Here is a 15,986-nt window from a genome sequence, read left to right on the forward strand (position 1 = left end):
GCGCTGCGGGATTCGGTCGCCTCATGACTATGGGACAGAGGGATGAGTGAGATGTCAGAGACGATGGGATTGGGCAACAGCGCCCTATTTACACATGTAGACGAAGCAGTGGAATGGATAACCTCATTGATTCCATTTGGAATACGTCCAGGTCTTGAACGTATTGAACAGATGATGGAGCAGTTTGGACATCCGGAGCGCAGGCTCAAGTTTATTCACGTGGCAGGCACGAACGGTAAAGGTTCGACCTGCGCGATGCTGACTAGTGTGCTCATGGAGGCGGGTTTTGACGTAGGTACTTTCACATCGCCATACATTGAAAAGTATCAAAACCGTTTGAAATATAACAACGAAGATATTCCAGACGATATTCTCGTTGATCTTGCGAATCGACTGCGTCCGATTGTCGAGCAGATCGCTGCTACTCCACTAGGCTCGCCTACTATGTTTGAAGTGTCTGTGGCATTGGCGATTCTCTATTACGCCACTGTTGCTTATCCTGATATCGTCGTATTGGAAACAGGATTAGGCGGTCGTCTCGACGTAACGAATATTGTGACGCCGATCGTATCCGTTATCACGAATATCGGCCATGATCATATGGATATTCTCGGAGATTCCATCGAAGCGATAGCTGCTGAGAAAGCAGGCATCATTAAGGACGGCGTCCCTGTCGTGACAGCTGTTGAACAGCCGGAAGCATTGGAGGTTATTCGTCGTACGGCGGATCAGCGCCGATCAGGGCTATATGTGATGGGTGAGCAGTTCCGTTATGAATCGGAGAATCGGATAGAAGACGCGCAGACGTTCTCGTTCCAAGGTCCGTTTCGTTCCTTGGAATCCGTGACGATTACGATGAATGGCGCCCATCAGCTGAAGAATGCGGCTGTTTCGATTATGACCTTGGAAGTGCTGCGCAACTATATGGCGTTCGTGGTCGATGATGAGGTGCTGCTTGAAGGTATGCGCAAGGCGGCTTGGCCAGGTCGGCTGGAGATGGTGAAGCGTGATCCGCGCATATTGCTGGACGGCGCTCACAATCCTGAAGGCATGGAAACACTGGCGCAAGCTCTCAAGGACACGTATCGATTTAAACGCTGTCACATCATGATGGGGATGCTCTCCACCAAGCATCATCTCGACGCGCTGCGTCATATACTACCTTTAGCGGATACGGTCATCTTCTCCGAGCCTGACTTTCGGAAGAAGCTTGATGCGGATAAGCTAGCCGCAATAGCGGAAGAAGTACTCGGGGATCAAGAAGATCGTCCCGAGATCGTGATAGAGCCGAATTGGCGTATTGCACTAGATAAGCTTCAATCTATGACGTCTGCGGAAGACTTGGGGGTCGTAACAGGCACCCTGTACATGATCGCAGATGTTCGTTCATATTTGTTGTACCAAAAGGATTCTGAAAAAGGCTGGTGAGTTCGTGTTGAACAAGATGGAACACATTCACTTTATAGGCATCGGAGGCTATGGCATGAGCGCGATCGCTCGTGTCATGCTAGAAATGGGATACACGGTCACTGGATCAGATGTAGCTCTTCAAGAGTTGACGAAAAAGCTCAGTGCCAAAGGAGCGACGATACATATCGGTCATCACGCTGATTATGTACAGGAAGCCGATGTTGTCGTCTATTCAACTGCGCTTCCGAAGGACAATGTGGAGCGAGTTGCGGCAGAAGCGCGCGGAATTCCAGTGCTTCATCGTTCGGAGATGCTGGCGCGTTTGTTGAACGCGAAGAAGGGCGTTGCGGTAGCCGGCGCGCACGGCAAGACTACGACCTCGTCCATGATTGCTTATGTGTTGGACCGCTGCAATGTGGATCCGACATTCATTATCGGCGGTGAGGTAACTAACCTGGGGACCAATGCGAAGGCAGGCACAAGTGATTATGTTGTAGCTGAAGCGGATGAGAGTGACGGATCATTCCTGGCGTATCATCCGTACATGGCTGTCGTGACGAATATCGAGGCTGACCATCTCGAGAATTACGGCGGAGACTTTAATAATCTGAAGCAGGCTTATGTTCAATTCTTAAGTCAAGTCGACTCGGAAGGAACAGCCGTGCTGTGCGGAGATGATCCCATCCTCCGCGAGATGCTGCCTGCTCTGACCAACTCCGTTATCACCTACGGGATCGATCAAGCAGCTGATTATACGGCGTGCGATATCGAGTCAATTGACCGTCACATGAAATTTACGATGAAGCACGGCGCGGAAGTGCTGGGCTCGGTCGAGTTGTCCATACCAGGCAAGCATAATGTGCTGAACGCGATGGCGACGTTGATCGTGGCGATGCACGCGGGTGTTGCTTTCGCTGATGCAGCGGAAGCGATCGCTGGCTTCACAGGAGCGAAGCGCCGTTATCAAGTGATCGGCGATGTTAACGATATACTCGTCATTGATGACTACGCGCATCATCCGACTGAGATCGAGGCGACACTCACAGCGGCGAAAGCGACTGGCAAGCGAATCGTGGCTGTGTTCCAGCCGCAGCGGTATTCTCGAACATACTTCTTGTTCGAGCAGTTCAGCCAAGCTTTTCGTGAGGCGGATAAGGTGTTCATCACGGATATCTATTCACCTGCCGGCGAGCAGCCGATTGAAGGCGTGCACGCTTCCAAGCTGGTTGAGCGAATTCGTGTGAACAGCAACGAGAATGTTCATTATGTGCCGACGAAGGAAGAAGTGCTTGCACAATTGAAGGACCAGGTGCGTTCTGGCGATCTGGTGTTGACGATGGGTGCGGGCGATATCTGGCGTGTGGCATATGATCTAGCAACACATCTTAAGGGCTGAGCATATCTCTAATTCATTATCTATAAAGTCCGGAGTTTCCTCCTATCGAGGTTGGCTCCGGACTTTATTTGCGTTATTCTATCAACAACCGCTTTACAGTTCAGCATGATATATGCTGGAGCTAAGTGAGAGGAGGAATTGCGGAGCTTAATAAGCTGCTTGCAGCGTGTATGGGGATGGTTTAAAGCGCCTGTCGATCGTTGGCGGGACTATCCTTTGCCAGTAGGTACGAGACTTCATAACGGAAGATATACCATTCATGAATAGAATATATGCGCATCATGCCGCACTCTAGTTCTATAGCATATGAATCTATCATATAGCTTATAGTAACCTAGTGGACAAGGATGGTGGGTCTAAGATGCAATCGAAGCCGACAAAGATGACATTTCGCTTCCAAGAGCGTGGTGGAAATGATCATAAGATAAATTCTGAATCCCAAATTGAAGAGCATATCCCTAAAAGTGACGTCTTATGGAGTGAGTGGAACACGCTTGATCCCAAACAGGTAGAAGAGTCCGAAGCGGAACGGGTGGAACGTTGGATTCGGGAGACGGAAATGAATGATTCAGCAGTAAATAGTCTCCATGAGGAAGAACCGCCGCAGGATATGCGTGATCTGGAGACCGATCATCAGCGGGGGCAATGGGCTTGGGAGAATGGTTCCGCTCATGAAGTACAAGATTATGAAGTTATAGGACCAGCACATACCCGAAAACGATCACCTTCGATCATAAAGGTTGCGGGTTCTGTGATGGGTGCGATTGCAACTGGCCTATTGTTCGGTTTCCTTGCCTTGTCCTTGCTTCGCGGTGAAGTAGATTTGCCTAGCGTCAATCAGACGGTTCCAGCGATTGTGCAGAAGCAAGAGAAGCCAAACGCACAAGCGGGAACGCAACCGCTGACCGAAGACGGCAGCTCGGTGACAGGCGGCTCTAACGCCGCGGGGACGATTAATCCTGACAATAAGGCTGCTTCGAAGGTTAATATTCCAGCTTCGACAGCTTATGTACTGCAATACGGCGTATTCTCGATGCCGGAAGGCGCGGAGAAGGCAATCGCTGAATTGCGGGAGCTTGGACTAGGAGCTGTGCTCTCCAACGCTGATGGCAATCAGCGCGTTTATACCGCGATTGCTCTGCAGCGAGATGATGCGATGCTCTTGGGCGAAGCACTGCAAGCGAAGCAAATCACGCTTTACGTGCGCTCGATGGATCGCCCTTCGATGACGGAGCTTGCCTTCGAAGGAGAACCGGAGACGCTGAACAGCTTCATCAAGCAGAGCGATGTCGTACGCGAGTGGCTCATTCAGAACTCCTCACGCATGCTGCGGCAGTCGAAGCAGGAAGCGTTCGAGGTGAAGCTGATGGACGAGCTGCGAACAGAGCATTTGCGCTGGACACAATGGGGACAGAAACTGCAGCAAAATATGACGAAAGATAAATCTGCTCAATGGCTTAAGCTCGTTCAATCTATGAATACAGCGATTACTGCCGTAAATGAATACAACAAGAAGCCCGCTGCTTCACATCTATGGAATATCCAGCAGGCATGCATGCAATATATGCTGCTGGAACAAGAGTGGTTGAACGATATGAAGATATAATCACATTTCTTCCAGCGATATATGTGCCGGTTTCTGCTACTATACAGAGACCGGCTCTATTATTAATCATTTCACAATCGGCGTAACAACATGGCGAATTTCAAATTTTTTGTCGTATAAAGTAACTTTTTATATGTATATGGGGTATATTTAACATTGTGACTTTTTTGCGTATGGAGTTTTCGCATTCTTTGTCCGTACTTGCATAATTTGGATGGTCAATTAGCCTAATATTAAGTTTGTCAACCCGTCCAATAGAACGTATAATGAAGAAGGTGTAAAAAAATGGAGAACACACAAGCCAACGATCGATTTATGCCGCTTCTCATACTCGCTTCATCCTCCCCTCGTCGGAAAGAATTGATTCATACGCTGGGACTGCCCGTGGAGATCATACCTAGCGGAGCCGATGAAATTATAGAAGAGCATTGGACTCCCGCACAAGCCGTGGAACAACTCGCGCTGCACAAGGCAACTGACGTGGCGAATCGTCGAGGACGAACGCAGAACGATGAGATTGTCATCGGATCAGATACGATTGTTGTGCTGGATCATATGATTTTAGGGAAACCGAAAGATGACGCGGATGCTTTCCGCATGCTGTCGAAGCTGCAAGGACGCTCGCATGAAGTATATACGGGTGTCGCGTGTATCAATCTTCGTTCGGGTCATACGATGATTAGACATCGCCTGACTCGCGTGTGGATGAGAAGCCTGTCGAATGCTCAGATCGAGCGCTATATTGCGACTGGGGAACCTCACGATAAAGCGGGGGCATACGGCATTCAAGGTGTCGGTGCCGCGATGATCGATCGAATCGATGGCTGCTACTATAATGTTGTCGGTTTGCCAGTATCTCTCTTGGCAGAGATGTTGACCGAATATGGGGTGGAGACACCCTAACGCCTTGCCTGTATCCATGCGTATGGATCGGCGTTCTGCACATTCATTAGAGCCGTACTAGGTGCGGCATGAATAGTTGGAGAGGAGTGATTGATATGGCATCATACCCTATGCTGCGAGACCTTCCTCAAGATGAACGACCGAGAGAGCGCATGATGCAGTCCGGAGCGCAGTCATTAAGCCATGCGGAACTATTGGCAATTCTGCTTAGAACCGGTACGAAGGATGAATCAGCTTTACTGTTGGCACAGCGTGTACTGAACCGTGTTGGAGGCTTGGACAAGCTTGCTGACGCGTCCATGACGGAATTGACGCAGGTACGCGGCATCGGCCCAGCTAAGGCGCTGCAATTAATTGCGGGCCTGGAGCTTGGGAGGCGGATGGCGCGAGTTAAGCTTACAGACGCATTCTCGGTACGGCGCCCTGAAGATGCGGCAGATCTCGTCATGGAATCGATGCGTCATCTGCGCAAGGAGCATTTCGTGTGCTTGTTTCTGAACACGAAGAATCGAGTGCTTGCACAGGAAACGATATCGATCGGCACGCTTGATGCATCGCTGGTGCACCCGAGGGAAGTGTTTCGCGCGGCGATGAAGCATGGCGCAGCCTCAATGATCTGTGTACACAATCATCCAAGCGGCGACCCAGAACCGAGCCGCGAGGACGTAAATATTACGAAGCGATTAATGGAAGTTGGAGAGTTGGTAGGCATCGAAGTCCTGGATCACATCGTTATTGGCGATAACCAATATGTGAGTTTGAAGGAACTAGGCCTAGTGTAATATAATAGATAAGATTGAAGGAACTATAAAGGAGATTGACAACATGTTTGGTGGTTTAACGAAAGATCTAGGAATTGACTTGGGAACTGCAAATACATTGGTATATTTACGTGGCAAAGGTGTCGTTGTGCGCGAGCCTTCTGTTGTCGCGATTCGCACAGATACGAAGACGATTGAAGCAGTAGGTGAATCAGCTAAGAAGATGATCGGCCGTACACCAGGCAATATTCGAGCTATTCGTCCGATGAAGGACGGCGTTATTGCCGATTTCGATACGACTGCAACGATGATCAAATATTTCATACGTCAGGCACAGAAGCAGCGCTCTCTGTTCCCGCGCCATCCGAATGTGATGGTATGCGTGCCTTCCGGCATTACAGCTGTTGAGCAGCGCGCTGTTGAAGATGCGACGAAGCAAGCGGGAGCTCGTGAAGCTTATACGATTGAAGAGCCGTTCGCAGCAGCTATCGGCGCTGACCTTCCGGTATGGGAGCCGACAGGCAGCATGGTTGTCGATATCGGCGGCGGTACAACTGAAGTAGCGGTCATCTCGCTTGGTGGTATCGTAACGAGCCGCTCTGTGCGCGTAGCAGGCGATGAGATGGATGAATCTATTATCCAATACATCAAACGTCAATATAATCTGATGATTGGTGAGCGTACAGCAGAACAGATGAAGATGGACATCGCATCCGCGCTGCCGCTTGATGAGAAGGAATCGATGGAGATTCGCGGCCGCGACTTGCTGACAGGCTTGCCGAAGACGCTTAGCATTACTTCCGATGAGATCACTGACGCGCTTGCAGACACTGTGAGTGCGATTGTAGAAGCTGTTCGAGTTACATTGGAGAAGTGTCCTCCAGAGCTCGCAGCTGACATCATGGATCGCGGCATTGTATTAACAGGGGGAGGAGCGCTGCTCCGCAACCTGGATAAGCTGCTTGCTCGCGAGACAGGCATGCCAGTCATTGTGGCTGAGAATCCGCTTGATTGTGTAGCGATTGGTACGGGACGCGCTCTTGATAACATTCATCTCTTTAAAACTCGTAGCAGTTCCGCACTTCGTTCTAAGTGGTAATATACGCAAGTACAACAATATGGCTCCGCGTCGGATCTAAAGTTCGGCGCGGTCCAACTATTTCGGACGAGTACGATAACTGCATTACGACGAGAAGGTGTTTATCCTGTTTAAACTGTTAGGCAACAAGCGATTATTTATACTAATGGTAGGACTTATACTATTCATTACGGTAATGGGATTTACTCTTGGTGCGCGCGGCAAGCTGTCCTGGCCTGAGAAGATCGTACACGATACAGTCACGTTCGTTCAGCAGATCTTCTATAAGCCAGCTTCTGCTGTTGCTGAATTTTTCCGTGACGTATCCAATCTTCAAGAAACATACGAAGAGAATGAGATGTTAAAGGTAACGGTCGCTCAGTACACTCGTGATAAGGCTTGGTATAATGCGGTTGCAGCAGAGAATGAACGTTATAAGGAATTGCTCGAATTTACAGAGCGTCAGAAGCAGCTGAATCTTCCTTATGATTATCGAATCGCACAGGTAACCTCCATTAATGTGGCTGACCCTTTCAATCAGACGATTAATATTAACCTAGGTGAGAAAGACGGCATAAAGGAAGGCATGCCTGTCATCGCAGTTGATGGTGTGGTAGGTGTCATCGGTCGAGTTTACGAGTTCTCTTCTACTGTACAGCTATTGACGAACATGGATGATAAGGATCCGAATTCTCGCGCGATCTCAGCTACAGTTCTTGGCAAAGAGAACCAGTCCTTCGGTATGATCGAATCCTATGATCAGAGTACTGGCACGTTCACGATGACAAGAATTGAAGAAAGCGATCCCTTGAAGGAAGGGGATATCATCGTTTCCTCCGGTCTTGGAGGCACGTTCCCTCGCGGTCTTATTATTGGAGAAGTTGTATCGAGACAAGTGGGTGACATTGGGCTGACGCATACGGCGCAAGTCAAGCCAGCTGCTTCGTATCAGGACTGGCGCGAGTTGTTCGTCGTAGTGGATAAGGCTGAGGCAGAAACGCAGGAGACTCCATAATGAATCGTAACTGGATGATCGTATTCATGTTTCTATTGTTTCTGATCGAAGGTGCGCTGCTTCCATTTTTCATACCTGATGATTGGATGGGCAGAATTGTTCCGCAGTTCGTCTTTATCATTGTGCTGTACCATGCTGTTTACAAGCATCGACATACAGCGCTTCTAATGGGACTGGGCTTTGGATTTCTGCAGGATATAGTTTATTACGGACATATGATTGGACCTCATGCGTTCAGCATGGGTCTGCTTGGCTATCTAATTGGCTTGTTGTTCAATACTCGCAATGTGTCGATGTTTACGATGATGGTCATCTCGATAATGGGATCCTTTGCATATCAATCGATTCAATTCGGTATCTATTCTTTGTTCAATCTGCATCAATATACGTTCCAATATGCGTTGATGGAATACATGCTTCCAAGCTTGTTGATCCAATTGCTATTTGCCTTGATCGTTTACGTTCCTATGCGCAAATGGTTTGACGCATCTCCCGCGAACAACTCTGCCGATGAAGAAGAAGTATAAGAGCCGTTACGGTGCGGTATGCCGTACGGCTCTTCCTGTTATTTATTTCCTTGTGAAATTTGTGAAGTAATGCAGGAACTTGTCTCATTCATAACGAAAAAGATAACGTTGGGAGGGACGCTTCGTGATGACAGCCAATTCAATGGTTACGATAAAGGGAGTCAAGGACGGTCTTGTGTTCTTGCTTGATGATCAATGCGAATTTGATGATTTGTTGCAGGAATTGCGCAACAAACTTGAGCATACGCCCCATTTTTTCAGTGGGCCTATTGTGTATGTTGATGTCAAGCTTGGAGCCCGTAACGTTCAAGATGAGCAAAAAACAAAAATACTAGATATATTAAGACAGCGAGGTAATTTGCTTATTCGATCCTTGCAATCGGATGACGAATCGAAGCAGAAAGACCAAGGCTATATCATTCAGACGCTTACAGGAATCGTGCGTTCTGGACAAGTTCTGCGTCATGAAGGGAACCTGCTGTTTCTTGGCGATGTGAACCCAGGCGGCATCATTCAGTGCAGTGGTGATATTGTAGTCAGCGGTGCCTTGCGAGGTACGGCACATGCGGGTTATGAAGGAAATGATCGCGCCGTTATCGTCGCATCTTTGTTCGCACCTACTCAGCTGCGTATTGCAGATGTAATCAGTCGTCCACCGGATGAATGGGGTGTTGCTCAGACGCAGATGGAGTTTGCATATGTCCATGATGAACAGATGCAGATTGATAAAGTATCACAGCTTCACCGCATTCGACAGGACCTCAAAATGTTCAAAGGAGTGTAAGTAGCATGGGAGAGGCAATTGTCGTTACTTCTGGAAAGGGCGGAGTCGGTAAAACGACGACCTCCGCGAATCTAGGCACAGCGCTTGCTCTGCTTGGAAAAAAGGTATGTATGGTCGATACAGATATCGGGTTGCGCAATCTGGACGTTGTTATGGGTCTGGAGAATCGCATCGTCTATGATATATGCGACGTTGTTGATGGCCGCTGCCGTCTGAATCAAGCACTCGTAAAGGACAAACGTTTTGACGAGCTGTACATGCTTCCTGCCGCGCAGACAAAGGATAAGCTGGCCATTTCGCCTAAGCAAGTGGAAGATATTATTCTAGAATTAAAGAAAGAATACGAATATATTATTATTGATTGTCCTGCAGGTATTGAGCAGGGCTTCAAGAACGCTATCGCAGGCGCGGACCGTGCGATTGTTGTGACTACACCTGAGAATGCAGCCGTGCGTGATGCGGACCGCATCGTCGGTTTGTTGGAGAGCAATAATTTGAACTCGCCTAAACTAGTCGTTAACCGTATACGTCCCAATATGGTCAAGAGCGGCGAGATGCTTGATATTGATGATATCATGCAGGTGCTTAACATTGATCTGATCGGTATCGTACCCGATGATGAGTATGTCATAAAAGCGGCTAATCTCGGTGAGCCAACGGTTATGAACCCGGATTCGAAAGCTGCGATCGCATACCGCAATATCGCCCGTCGGATTCTAGGGGATACGGTCCCGCTCATGCCGCTTCACCAGAAGAAGGGCATGCTGACGAAGATGAAGAAGTTTTTGGGAATGGGATGATTGCAAGTTGCTGAATAAACTTAAAAGAATTGATTGGATCATTGTCGCCATCCTTCTATGCTTTATGGTCATTAGCCCGATGCTCATTCATAGCGCAACAGCAGGTGATCCGCAGTACTCCGGTTATCCGCTCAAGACCGTCATATTCTTCGTTGCGGGATTCGGACTCATGTTTCTGCTATCACTCTTTGACTATCGTATCCTGTTAAAATATTGGTACATTCCATTCGGAATAACGACGATTTTGCTCGTGGGTATCTTCTTCTTCGGCTCCGATCGAAACGGCGCAACAGGGTGGTACGATCTTCCTGGATCAATGTCGTTTCAACCAGCAGAGGTTGCGAAGATTACGCTTATTATCGCCTTGGCTTATATGCTAGGCCGCCGCGAGGGAGATCCTCTTACGTTTACTCGTGATCTTTTGCCCATAGGATTGCTGACGCTAATTCCGTTTGGTCTCGTAGTCGTGCAGCCAGACTTGGGGAATGCGCTTATCTACCTGGTTATTTTAATAGGCATGCTGTGGATCGGAGGAATTAAATATCGCCACATATTCACAGGTGCGGTCATCATTGGGGGCTGCATCGCGCTGGTTGTGACGATGTTTACCGCATTTAATGATCAAACGAAGGATTTCTTCGTAAATACACTAGGACAGGAACATTGGTATGAACGAATCAATACGTTCATTAATCCTGAAGAGGCCTCCAACGATGCCAAGCATCAGTCGAACTATGCGATGATCGCGATCGGATCAGGCGGTCTAAGCGGCGACGGGTATATGGAGGGTGAATTGAAGCGGCGCAGCTTCATCCCTTACACGTACTCGGATGCGATCTTTGTCGTCGTTGGCGAGGAGTTCGGGTTTCAAGGTGGCTCAATCCTGCTTCTGATGTATTTCTTGCTTATTTACAGGATGATTCTCATTGCCTTTCAGTGCTATGACATCAGGGGAGCCTACGTCATTATCGGGGTCGTGTCCATGTTCGTGTACCAGATCTTCCAGAACATCGGTATGTGGATCGGCCTGATGCCTGTTACGGGCATTAACCTCCCGTTTATTAGTTATGGCGGTACTTCCTTGCTGCTGAATTTTATATGTATTGCATTGGTTCTGAGTATCAAGATCTATCAAGAGAAATATCAATTGGAAAAATAAACGGTGCTGTTAAAAACATATATTATAGTTGTGATAAGCTGTCTTCTTCGGGAGGCAGCTTTTTATCATTTCGTAGGTCTCATACAGGTCATGTCCATATTCGTGCTCATATCGTGAACAGGCTTGTCATACATATAGCTACGAGAGCATTGGACAAGGATGGTGGGAAATCGATGAAGGAAGATATCCGCAAACGACGCGAAGCCCGTATACGTCAGCTTACAACCGCGAGTGCCCCAGTGACATCATCGGACCCGGACGTTCATCGCCAATCGAATAAGAATGAAGAAATTCCTCATTTTCTAAGAAATCGACCGCATCTCACGGAACAGAGAGAACAAGGGGATTCGCGTGATACGAATGGTCATCATGAGGCAATCGATGAGCAGCTTCATGCTCATTCACGAGTTGACGTGCCGCTTCTATTAGTTGAACGTGATCCAGAAACAGAATGGAATGTATCACGGCGGAAGTGGAGCAACCAATATGGATGGGAAGATCAGAATGACAACAGCGGTCGCAGACCGATCATTCATACGTTTAGGCTGCAGATCGTCGGAGCGTTGCTTGTATTCGCGATTGGATCTGTTTTGCTCCGCTTTCCGATGCCGGGGACACAACAAGCGAGCCAATGGGTGAGCACTACTCTCCAGCAGGAAATGAATCTCGATGCAATTGCTTCGTGGTATAAAGCAACTTTTGGTGGTTCACCAGCGTTTATACCTATATGGAAGCAGCCGGATAGTGAGGCGGAAGCTGTACAAGCGGGCACTCGCCTGTTGAAGCCAATTGAGGGCGAGCTGCTGCAGCCATTCACGATATCCATGAAGGGTGTTGAGTTTCTGCCGAAGCATGGGGCTGTTCAAGTGGCTAGTGCAGCCAAGGGCAGAGTTGTAGACGTTGTGAGGGATGTACAATCAGGCGTAACGGTGATCATCCAGCATACTGAAGGTCTAGTAACGATATATGGTAAGCTGGCCGCTGCGGAAGTAAGTGTGAATGATTGGGTTGAAGCGGGAGATCGGATTGGCTCCGTGTCCGAGGAAGGGGATTCCTCCTTGTATTTTGCTATTCAGCAGAATGGACAGTTTGTGAATCCGATGGACGTGATGGATATTGATTAACTGGGCAGGTACGAGATATTCGCTGCATCCGCTCTTCGTGATGCTGCTCGCTGTGTCAGCCATTACTGGACATGTGCTTGAATTGATTACGTTGTTTACCATCGTCGTTATTCATGAGCTTGGCCATGTCGCAGCGGCTAGGTGGTGCGGCTGGTCGATAGAGGAAGTTAAGCTGCTCCCGTTCGGAGGCGTAGCGGAAACGAAAGATGGTGCCGTATCTCCTGCATGGCAGGAGTGTCTAGTTGCCATAGCGGGTCCGCTGCAGAACGGCATTCTGATTGGAATTGCGCTCGTATGCCGAATGACTGGGGTGTGGAGCGAGGGGTGGGCTGACTATTTTATCGAAGCGAACATGTTGATTGGCGGCTTTAACCTGCTGCCGATTCTTCCACTGGATGGCGGCCGATTTCTACAGGCGCTAAGCAGCAGATGGATGAGCTTTCATCGCTCATTGCAACTAGGTGCTTGGATGAGTATCGCTGCAAGCTTAGCACTTGTCCTTTATTCGTTATTTCCGCTGCTGCAGCATCAATTGTTCAACCTGAATGTACTGGTATTGGCCATCTTCTTACTATGGTCGAACTGGATCGAGCGGCGTCATGTGCCTTACCGCTTCGTGCGCTTTCTGATGAATCGACCACAACGGCTGCGGAAATGGGAAGTGCAAGGGCAATTAGGAACACCGATCGTTGCACAAGCTGGAAGGCCAATGACCGATATCTTGAAGAATTTTCGCCGTGACTGCTATCACCTAATCTATGTTATGGGACAGGACGGGCAGATACGGAGAATTATTCCGGAACAGCAGTTAATTGACGCTTACTTTCAGGATTCTTCGAGTTGGGATCAGCCTAAGCCTAAGCCGCCTGCAATCTCCAATTAGAAACTCAGAACCATTTTCTATGATATAGGCTGAAATGCATCTATGTTCCACAAACCGACATGTTCACTGTTTCCTTCTTCATGATAGAATAAATGTTGACGCGCTTGAACGGGAGTGATGCCATGAATCAGATAATCGTTCACTGTGAGGAACAGATAACGCAGATGGCGTTGCTGGAGCAAGGTCAGTTGATCGAATATGCAGTAGAACGCGCAGAGAAAACAATGCTAGTGGGCAGCTTTTTCAAAGGACGCGTCGTGAATGTGCTTCCTGGGATGCAAGCTGCATTCGTCGATATCGGGCATAAGAAGAATGCATTCTTATATGTTGACGATTGTTTGCACCCTCACCTGGAGAAGCAACCGAAACAGAAACCGCCGATATCAAGCTTGCTTCGTGTCGGACAAGAACTAATCGTACAAGTGATGAAAGAGCCGCTAGGCGGCAAAGGAGCTCGCGTGACGACACATTACTCGCTGCCGGGGCGATATGTAGTTTATATGCCTAAAGCAGATTACGTAGGTGTGTCGAAGAAGATCGATCGAGAGTCTGAGCGTTCACGATTGAAGCAGCTTGGCGATCGTATTCGTAAGGACGAGGAAGGAATCATTATCCGGACGGTAGCGCAGGATGTGCCGACGGAGATGCTGGAAGCGGATATCGAATCATTGCGCAAGCAGTGGGTAAGGATTAAGCAGCGGTCGCTATCTGCTGGAGTTCCTTCGCTCCTGCATCATGACCTTAACATGGTGGAACGGCTTATACGAGATGCTTTCTCACGTCATGTGGATGAGCTGCTGATTGATGATGAACGTGAGCTTACACATGTCATTTCGTATGTTCGCACCTTTGATCCGGAATTAAGTGAACGTGTTCGTGTGTATCATGACCGGGTGCCCATCTTCAAACGCTATGGTATAACAGAGCAGCTGGAAATAGCCTTCCAGCGTAAAACATGGCTTAAGAGCGGTGGTTACCTCGTATGGGACCAGACAGAAGCGCTGACGGTCGTAGATGTGAACACGGGCAAATATACCGGTACGACGCACTTGGAAGATACCGTTTACTTGACGAATATGGAAGCGGCGGAAGAAATCGCGCGTCTCATTCGTTTAAGAGATATCGGCGGCATTATTATTATCGATTTTATCGATATGAATACAGAAGAGCATCGGCAGCATGTTGAGGAACGTCTAGAAACGACGATTAAGAAAGACCGCACTAAATGTCTAGTCGTAGGATGGACCAAACTGGGCTTGCTTGAGATCACGCGCAAAAAAGTGCGTGAACAGGTGATGAATCAGTTGTATTCGGCATGTCCTGTATGTGAAGGTACGGGTAAGAAAGCACAAGCAAGCTGGCAAGTGTAATTCATTATTGATTTATCAAGTGGCTTGTGCTATTATCATTGAGTATGTGTCAAGTTTAATTACCTGCACACATGCTGTAACCGCTCGGAACAGGTTCACAAGTATGGCTTATGGTCATCACCTGATTATGGCGAGTCTGAGACATGAGGAGGTGCAACACAATGTACGCAATTATCGAAACAGGCGGTAAGCAATACAAGGTTCAACAAGGCGATGTATTGTACATCGAGAAGCTGAACGCTGCTGAAGGAGAAAGTGTAACATTTGACCGCGTATTGGCAGTATCCAAAGACGGAGGTCTTGTTACAGGTGCTCCAGTGGTAGCAGGTGCTGCTGTTACGGCGAAAGTTGAAAAGCATGGAAAAGGCGCGAAAATTATCGTGTACAAGTACAAAGCTAAGAAAAACTACCGTCGCAAGCAAGGTCACCGTCAACCATTCACTAAAGTAACAATCGAAAGCATCAACGCATAAGAGGTGTGACATGATTCGTGTCATTATCACACGGAAACGAGATGGTTCGATTGACAGCTTCTCCGTCAAAGGACACGCAAACTATGCCAAGCATGGCGAAGATATTGTGTGCGCAGGTGTGTCAGCCGTAACCGTGGGCGTCGTAAACGCGATTGAAGCTCTAACGGGTGTAACTATGGACAGCCGAATGAAGGATGGATTTCTAAGCGGCGGCGTACCGCAGCTTGAGGATGAACGGACTTCAGAGCAGGTTCAACTCCTGTTAGAATCCATGATTGTTAGCTTAAGGTCTATTGAAGATTCATACGGTTCGTATCTTCAGATACAAGAGAAGCACAATAAATAAAGGAGGTAGACAACATGTTGAAGCTGAACCTTCAGTTATTCGCATCCAAAAAGGGTGTTGGTTCCACAAAGAACGGACGTGACTCTCATTCTAAGCGCCTAGGCGTTAAGCGTGCAGACGGTCAAGGCGTTACAGCTGGAAGCATCTTGGTTCGCCAACGCGGAACTAAGATTCACCCAGGCAACAACGTTGGTATTGGTAAAGACGACACGCTTTTCGCTAAAGTAGAAGGCGTTGTTAAATTCGAACGTTGGGGTCGCGATCGCAAGAAAGTGAGCGTCTACCCAGTTGACGCTGCACCGGTTGCAGCAGCTGTGGAAGCATAAGACGTCTTCTGAAACCCTCGGCTAA

The 15,986-nt window shown here is 48.3% G+C and carries 17 protein-coding genes and 1 other annotated feature; all 17 genes read left to right on the forward strand.

The features are described from left to right. The first annotated feature begins 51 nt into the window (after positions 1-51). The 17 genes from AC3WTP_RS07360 to rpmA all read left to right on the forward strand — a co-directional run bounded on the left by AC3WTP_RS07360 (position 52) and on the right by rpmA (position 15,961). Positions 52-1,428 (forward strand): bifunctional folylpolyglutamate synthase/dihydrofolate synthase, encoded by a 1,377-nt coding sequence (locus tag AC3WTP_RS07360; protein ID WP_492393983.1) that lies wholly within the window; start codon positions 52-54, stop codon positions 1,426-1,428. A gap of 4 nt (positions 1,429-1,432) precedes the next feature. Then, positions 1,433-2,806 (forward strand): UDP-N-acetylmuramate--L-alanine ligase, encoded by a 1,374-nt coding sequence (gene murC, locus AC3WTP_RS07365; protein WP_492393926.1) that lies wholly within the window; start codon positions 1,433-1,435, stop codon positions 2,804-2,806. Between the two features lie 361 nt (positions 2,807-3,167). Further along, positions 3,168-4,412 carry an SPOR domain-containing protein gene (locus tag AC3WTP_RS07370; RefSeq protein ID WP_492393927.1) on the forward strand — a complete coding sequence of 415 codons (1,245 nt, stop codon included), beginning with the start codon at positions 3,168-3,170 and terminating at the stop codon, positions 4,410-4,412. 285 nt (positions 4,413-4,697) lie between these two features. Then, complete coding sequence (locus AC3WTP_RS07375) at positions 4,698-5,315, forward strand: Maf family protein (protein ID WP_492393928.1); 618 nt, start codon at positions 4,698-4,700, stop codon at positions 5,313-5,315. A gap of 95 nt (positions 5,316-5,410) precedes the next feature. After that, positions 5,411-6,097, forward strand: coding sequence for a RadC family protein (gene radC, locus AC3WTP_RS07380; protein ID WP_492393929.1), 687 nt, complete (start codon positions 5,411-5,413; stop codon positions 6,095-6,097). Positions 6,098-6,140: 43 nt separating this feature from the next. Then, complete coding sequence (locus AC3WTP_RS07385; RefSeq protein WP_492393930.1) at positions 6,141-7,175, forward strand: rod shape-determining protein; 1,035 nt, start codon at positions 6,141-6,143, stop codon at positions 7,173-7,175. Between the two features lie 97 nt (positions 7,176-7,272). Then, positions 7,273-8,169: a rod shape-determining protein MreC gene (gene mreC, locus AC3WTP_RS07390; protein ID WP_492393931.1), complete on the forward strand. Its 897-nt coding sequence runs from the start codon at positions 7,273-7,275 to the stop codon at positions 8,167-8,169. After that, positions 8,169-8,696: a rod shape-determining protein MreD gene (mreD, locus tag AC3WTP_RS07395; protein ID WP_492393932.1), complete on the forward strand. Its 528-nt coding sequence runs from the start codon at positions 8,169-8,171 to the stop codon at positions 8,694-8,696. Before mreC ends, mreD begins: the two co-directional genes overlap by 1 nt. Before the next feature lie 124 nt (positions 8,697-8,820). Continuing rightward, positions 8,821-9,480 (forward strand): septum site-determining protein MinC, encoded by a 660-nt coding sequence (minC, locus tag AC3WTP_RS07400; protein WP_492393933.1) that lies wholly within the window; start codon positions 8,821-8,823, stop codon positions 9,478-9,480. A gap of 5 nt (positions 9,481-9,485) precedes the next feature. Then, positions 9,486-10,280, forward strand: a complete 795-nt coding sequence (gene minD, locus AC3WTP_RS07405) for a septum site-determining protein MinD (protein WP_492393934.1) — start codon at positions 9,486-9,488, stop codon at positions 10,278-10,280. Positions 10,281-10,287: 7 nt separating this feature from the next. Next, positions 10,288-11,439, forward strand: a complete 1,152-nt coding sequence (locus tag AC3WTP_RS07410) for an FtsW/RodA/SpoVE family cell cycle protein (RefSeq protein WP_492393935.1) — start codon at positions 10,288-10,290, stop codon at positions 11,437-11,439. Between the two features lie 173 nt (positions 11,440-11,612). Beyond that, positions 11,613-12,563 (forward strand): peptidoglycan DD-metalloendopeptidase family protein, encoded by a 951-nt coding sequence (locus AC3WTP_RS07415; protein WP_492393936.1) that lies wholly within the window; start codon positions 11,613-11,615, stop codon positions 12,561-12,563. Next, positions 12,556-13,446: a M50 family metallopeptidase gene (locus tag AC3WTP_RS07420; protein ID WP_492393937.1), complete on the forward strand. Its 891-nt coding sequence runs from the start codon at positions 12,556-12,558 to the stop codon at positions 13,444-13,446. Before AC3WTP_RS07415 ends, AC3WTP_RS07420 begins: the two co-directional genes overlap by 8 nt. A 122-nt stretch (positions 13,447-13,568) precedes the next feature. Then, positions 13,569-14,816: an Rne/Rng family ribonuclease gene (locus AC3WTP_RS07425; protein WP_492393938.1), complete on the forward strand. Its 1,248-nt coding sequence runs from the start codon at positions 13,569-13,571 to the stop codon at positions 14,814-14,816. A gap of 68 nt (positions 14,817-14,884) precedes the next feature. Continuing rightward, positions 14,885-14,964, forward strand: a sequence feature (ribosomal protein L21 leader region). A 13-nt stretch (positions 14,965-14,977) separates the two neighbouring features. Next, complete coding sequence (gene rplU / locus AC3WTP_RS07430; protein WP_492393939.1) at positions 14,978-15,289, forward strand: 50S ribosomal protein L21; 312 nt, start codon at positions 14,978-14,980, stop codon at positions 15,287-15,289. Between the two features lie 10 nt (positions 15,290-15,299). Beyond that, a complete protein-coding gene (locus AC3WTP_RS07435; protein WP_492393940.1) occupies positions 15,300-15,635 on the forward strand; it encodes a ribosomal-processing cysteine protease Prp in 336 nt (111 codons plus the stop codon). Between the two features lie 14 nt (positions 15,636-15,649). Next, positions 15,650-15,961 carry a 50S ribosomal protein L27 gene (gene rpmA, locus AC3WTP_RS07440; protein WP_492393941.1) on the forward strand — a complete coding sequence of 104 codons (312 nt, stop codon included), beginning with the start codon at positions 15,650-15,652 and terminating at the stop codon, positions 15,959-15,961. The last annotated feature ends 25 nt before the right edge of the window (positions 15,962-15,986 follow it).

It is taken from the genome of Paenibacillus sp. EB106-04-04-XG159, assembly GCF_058791835.1.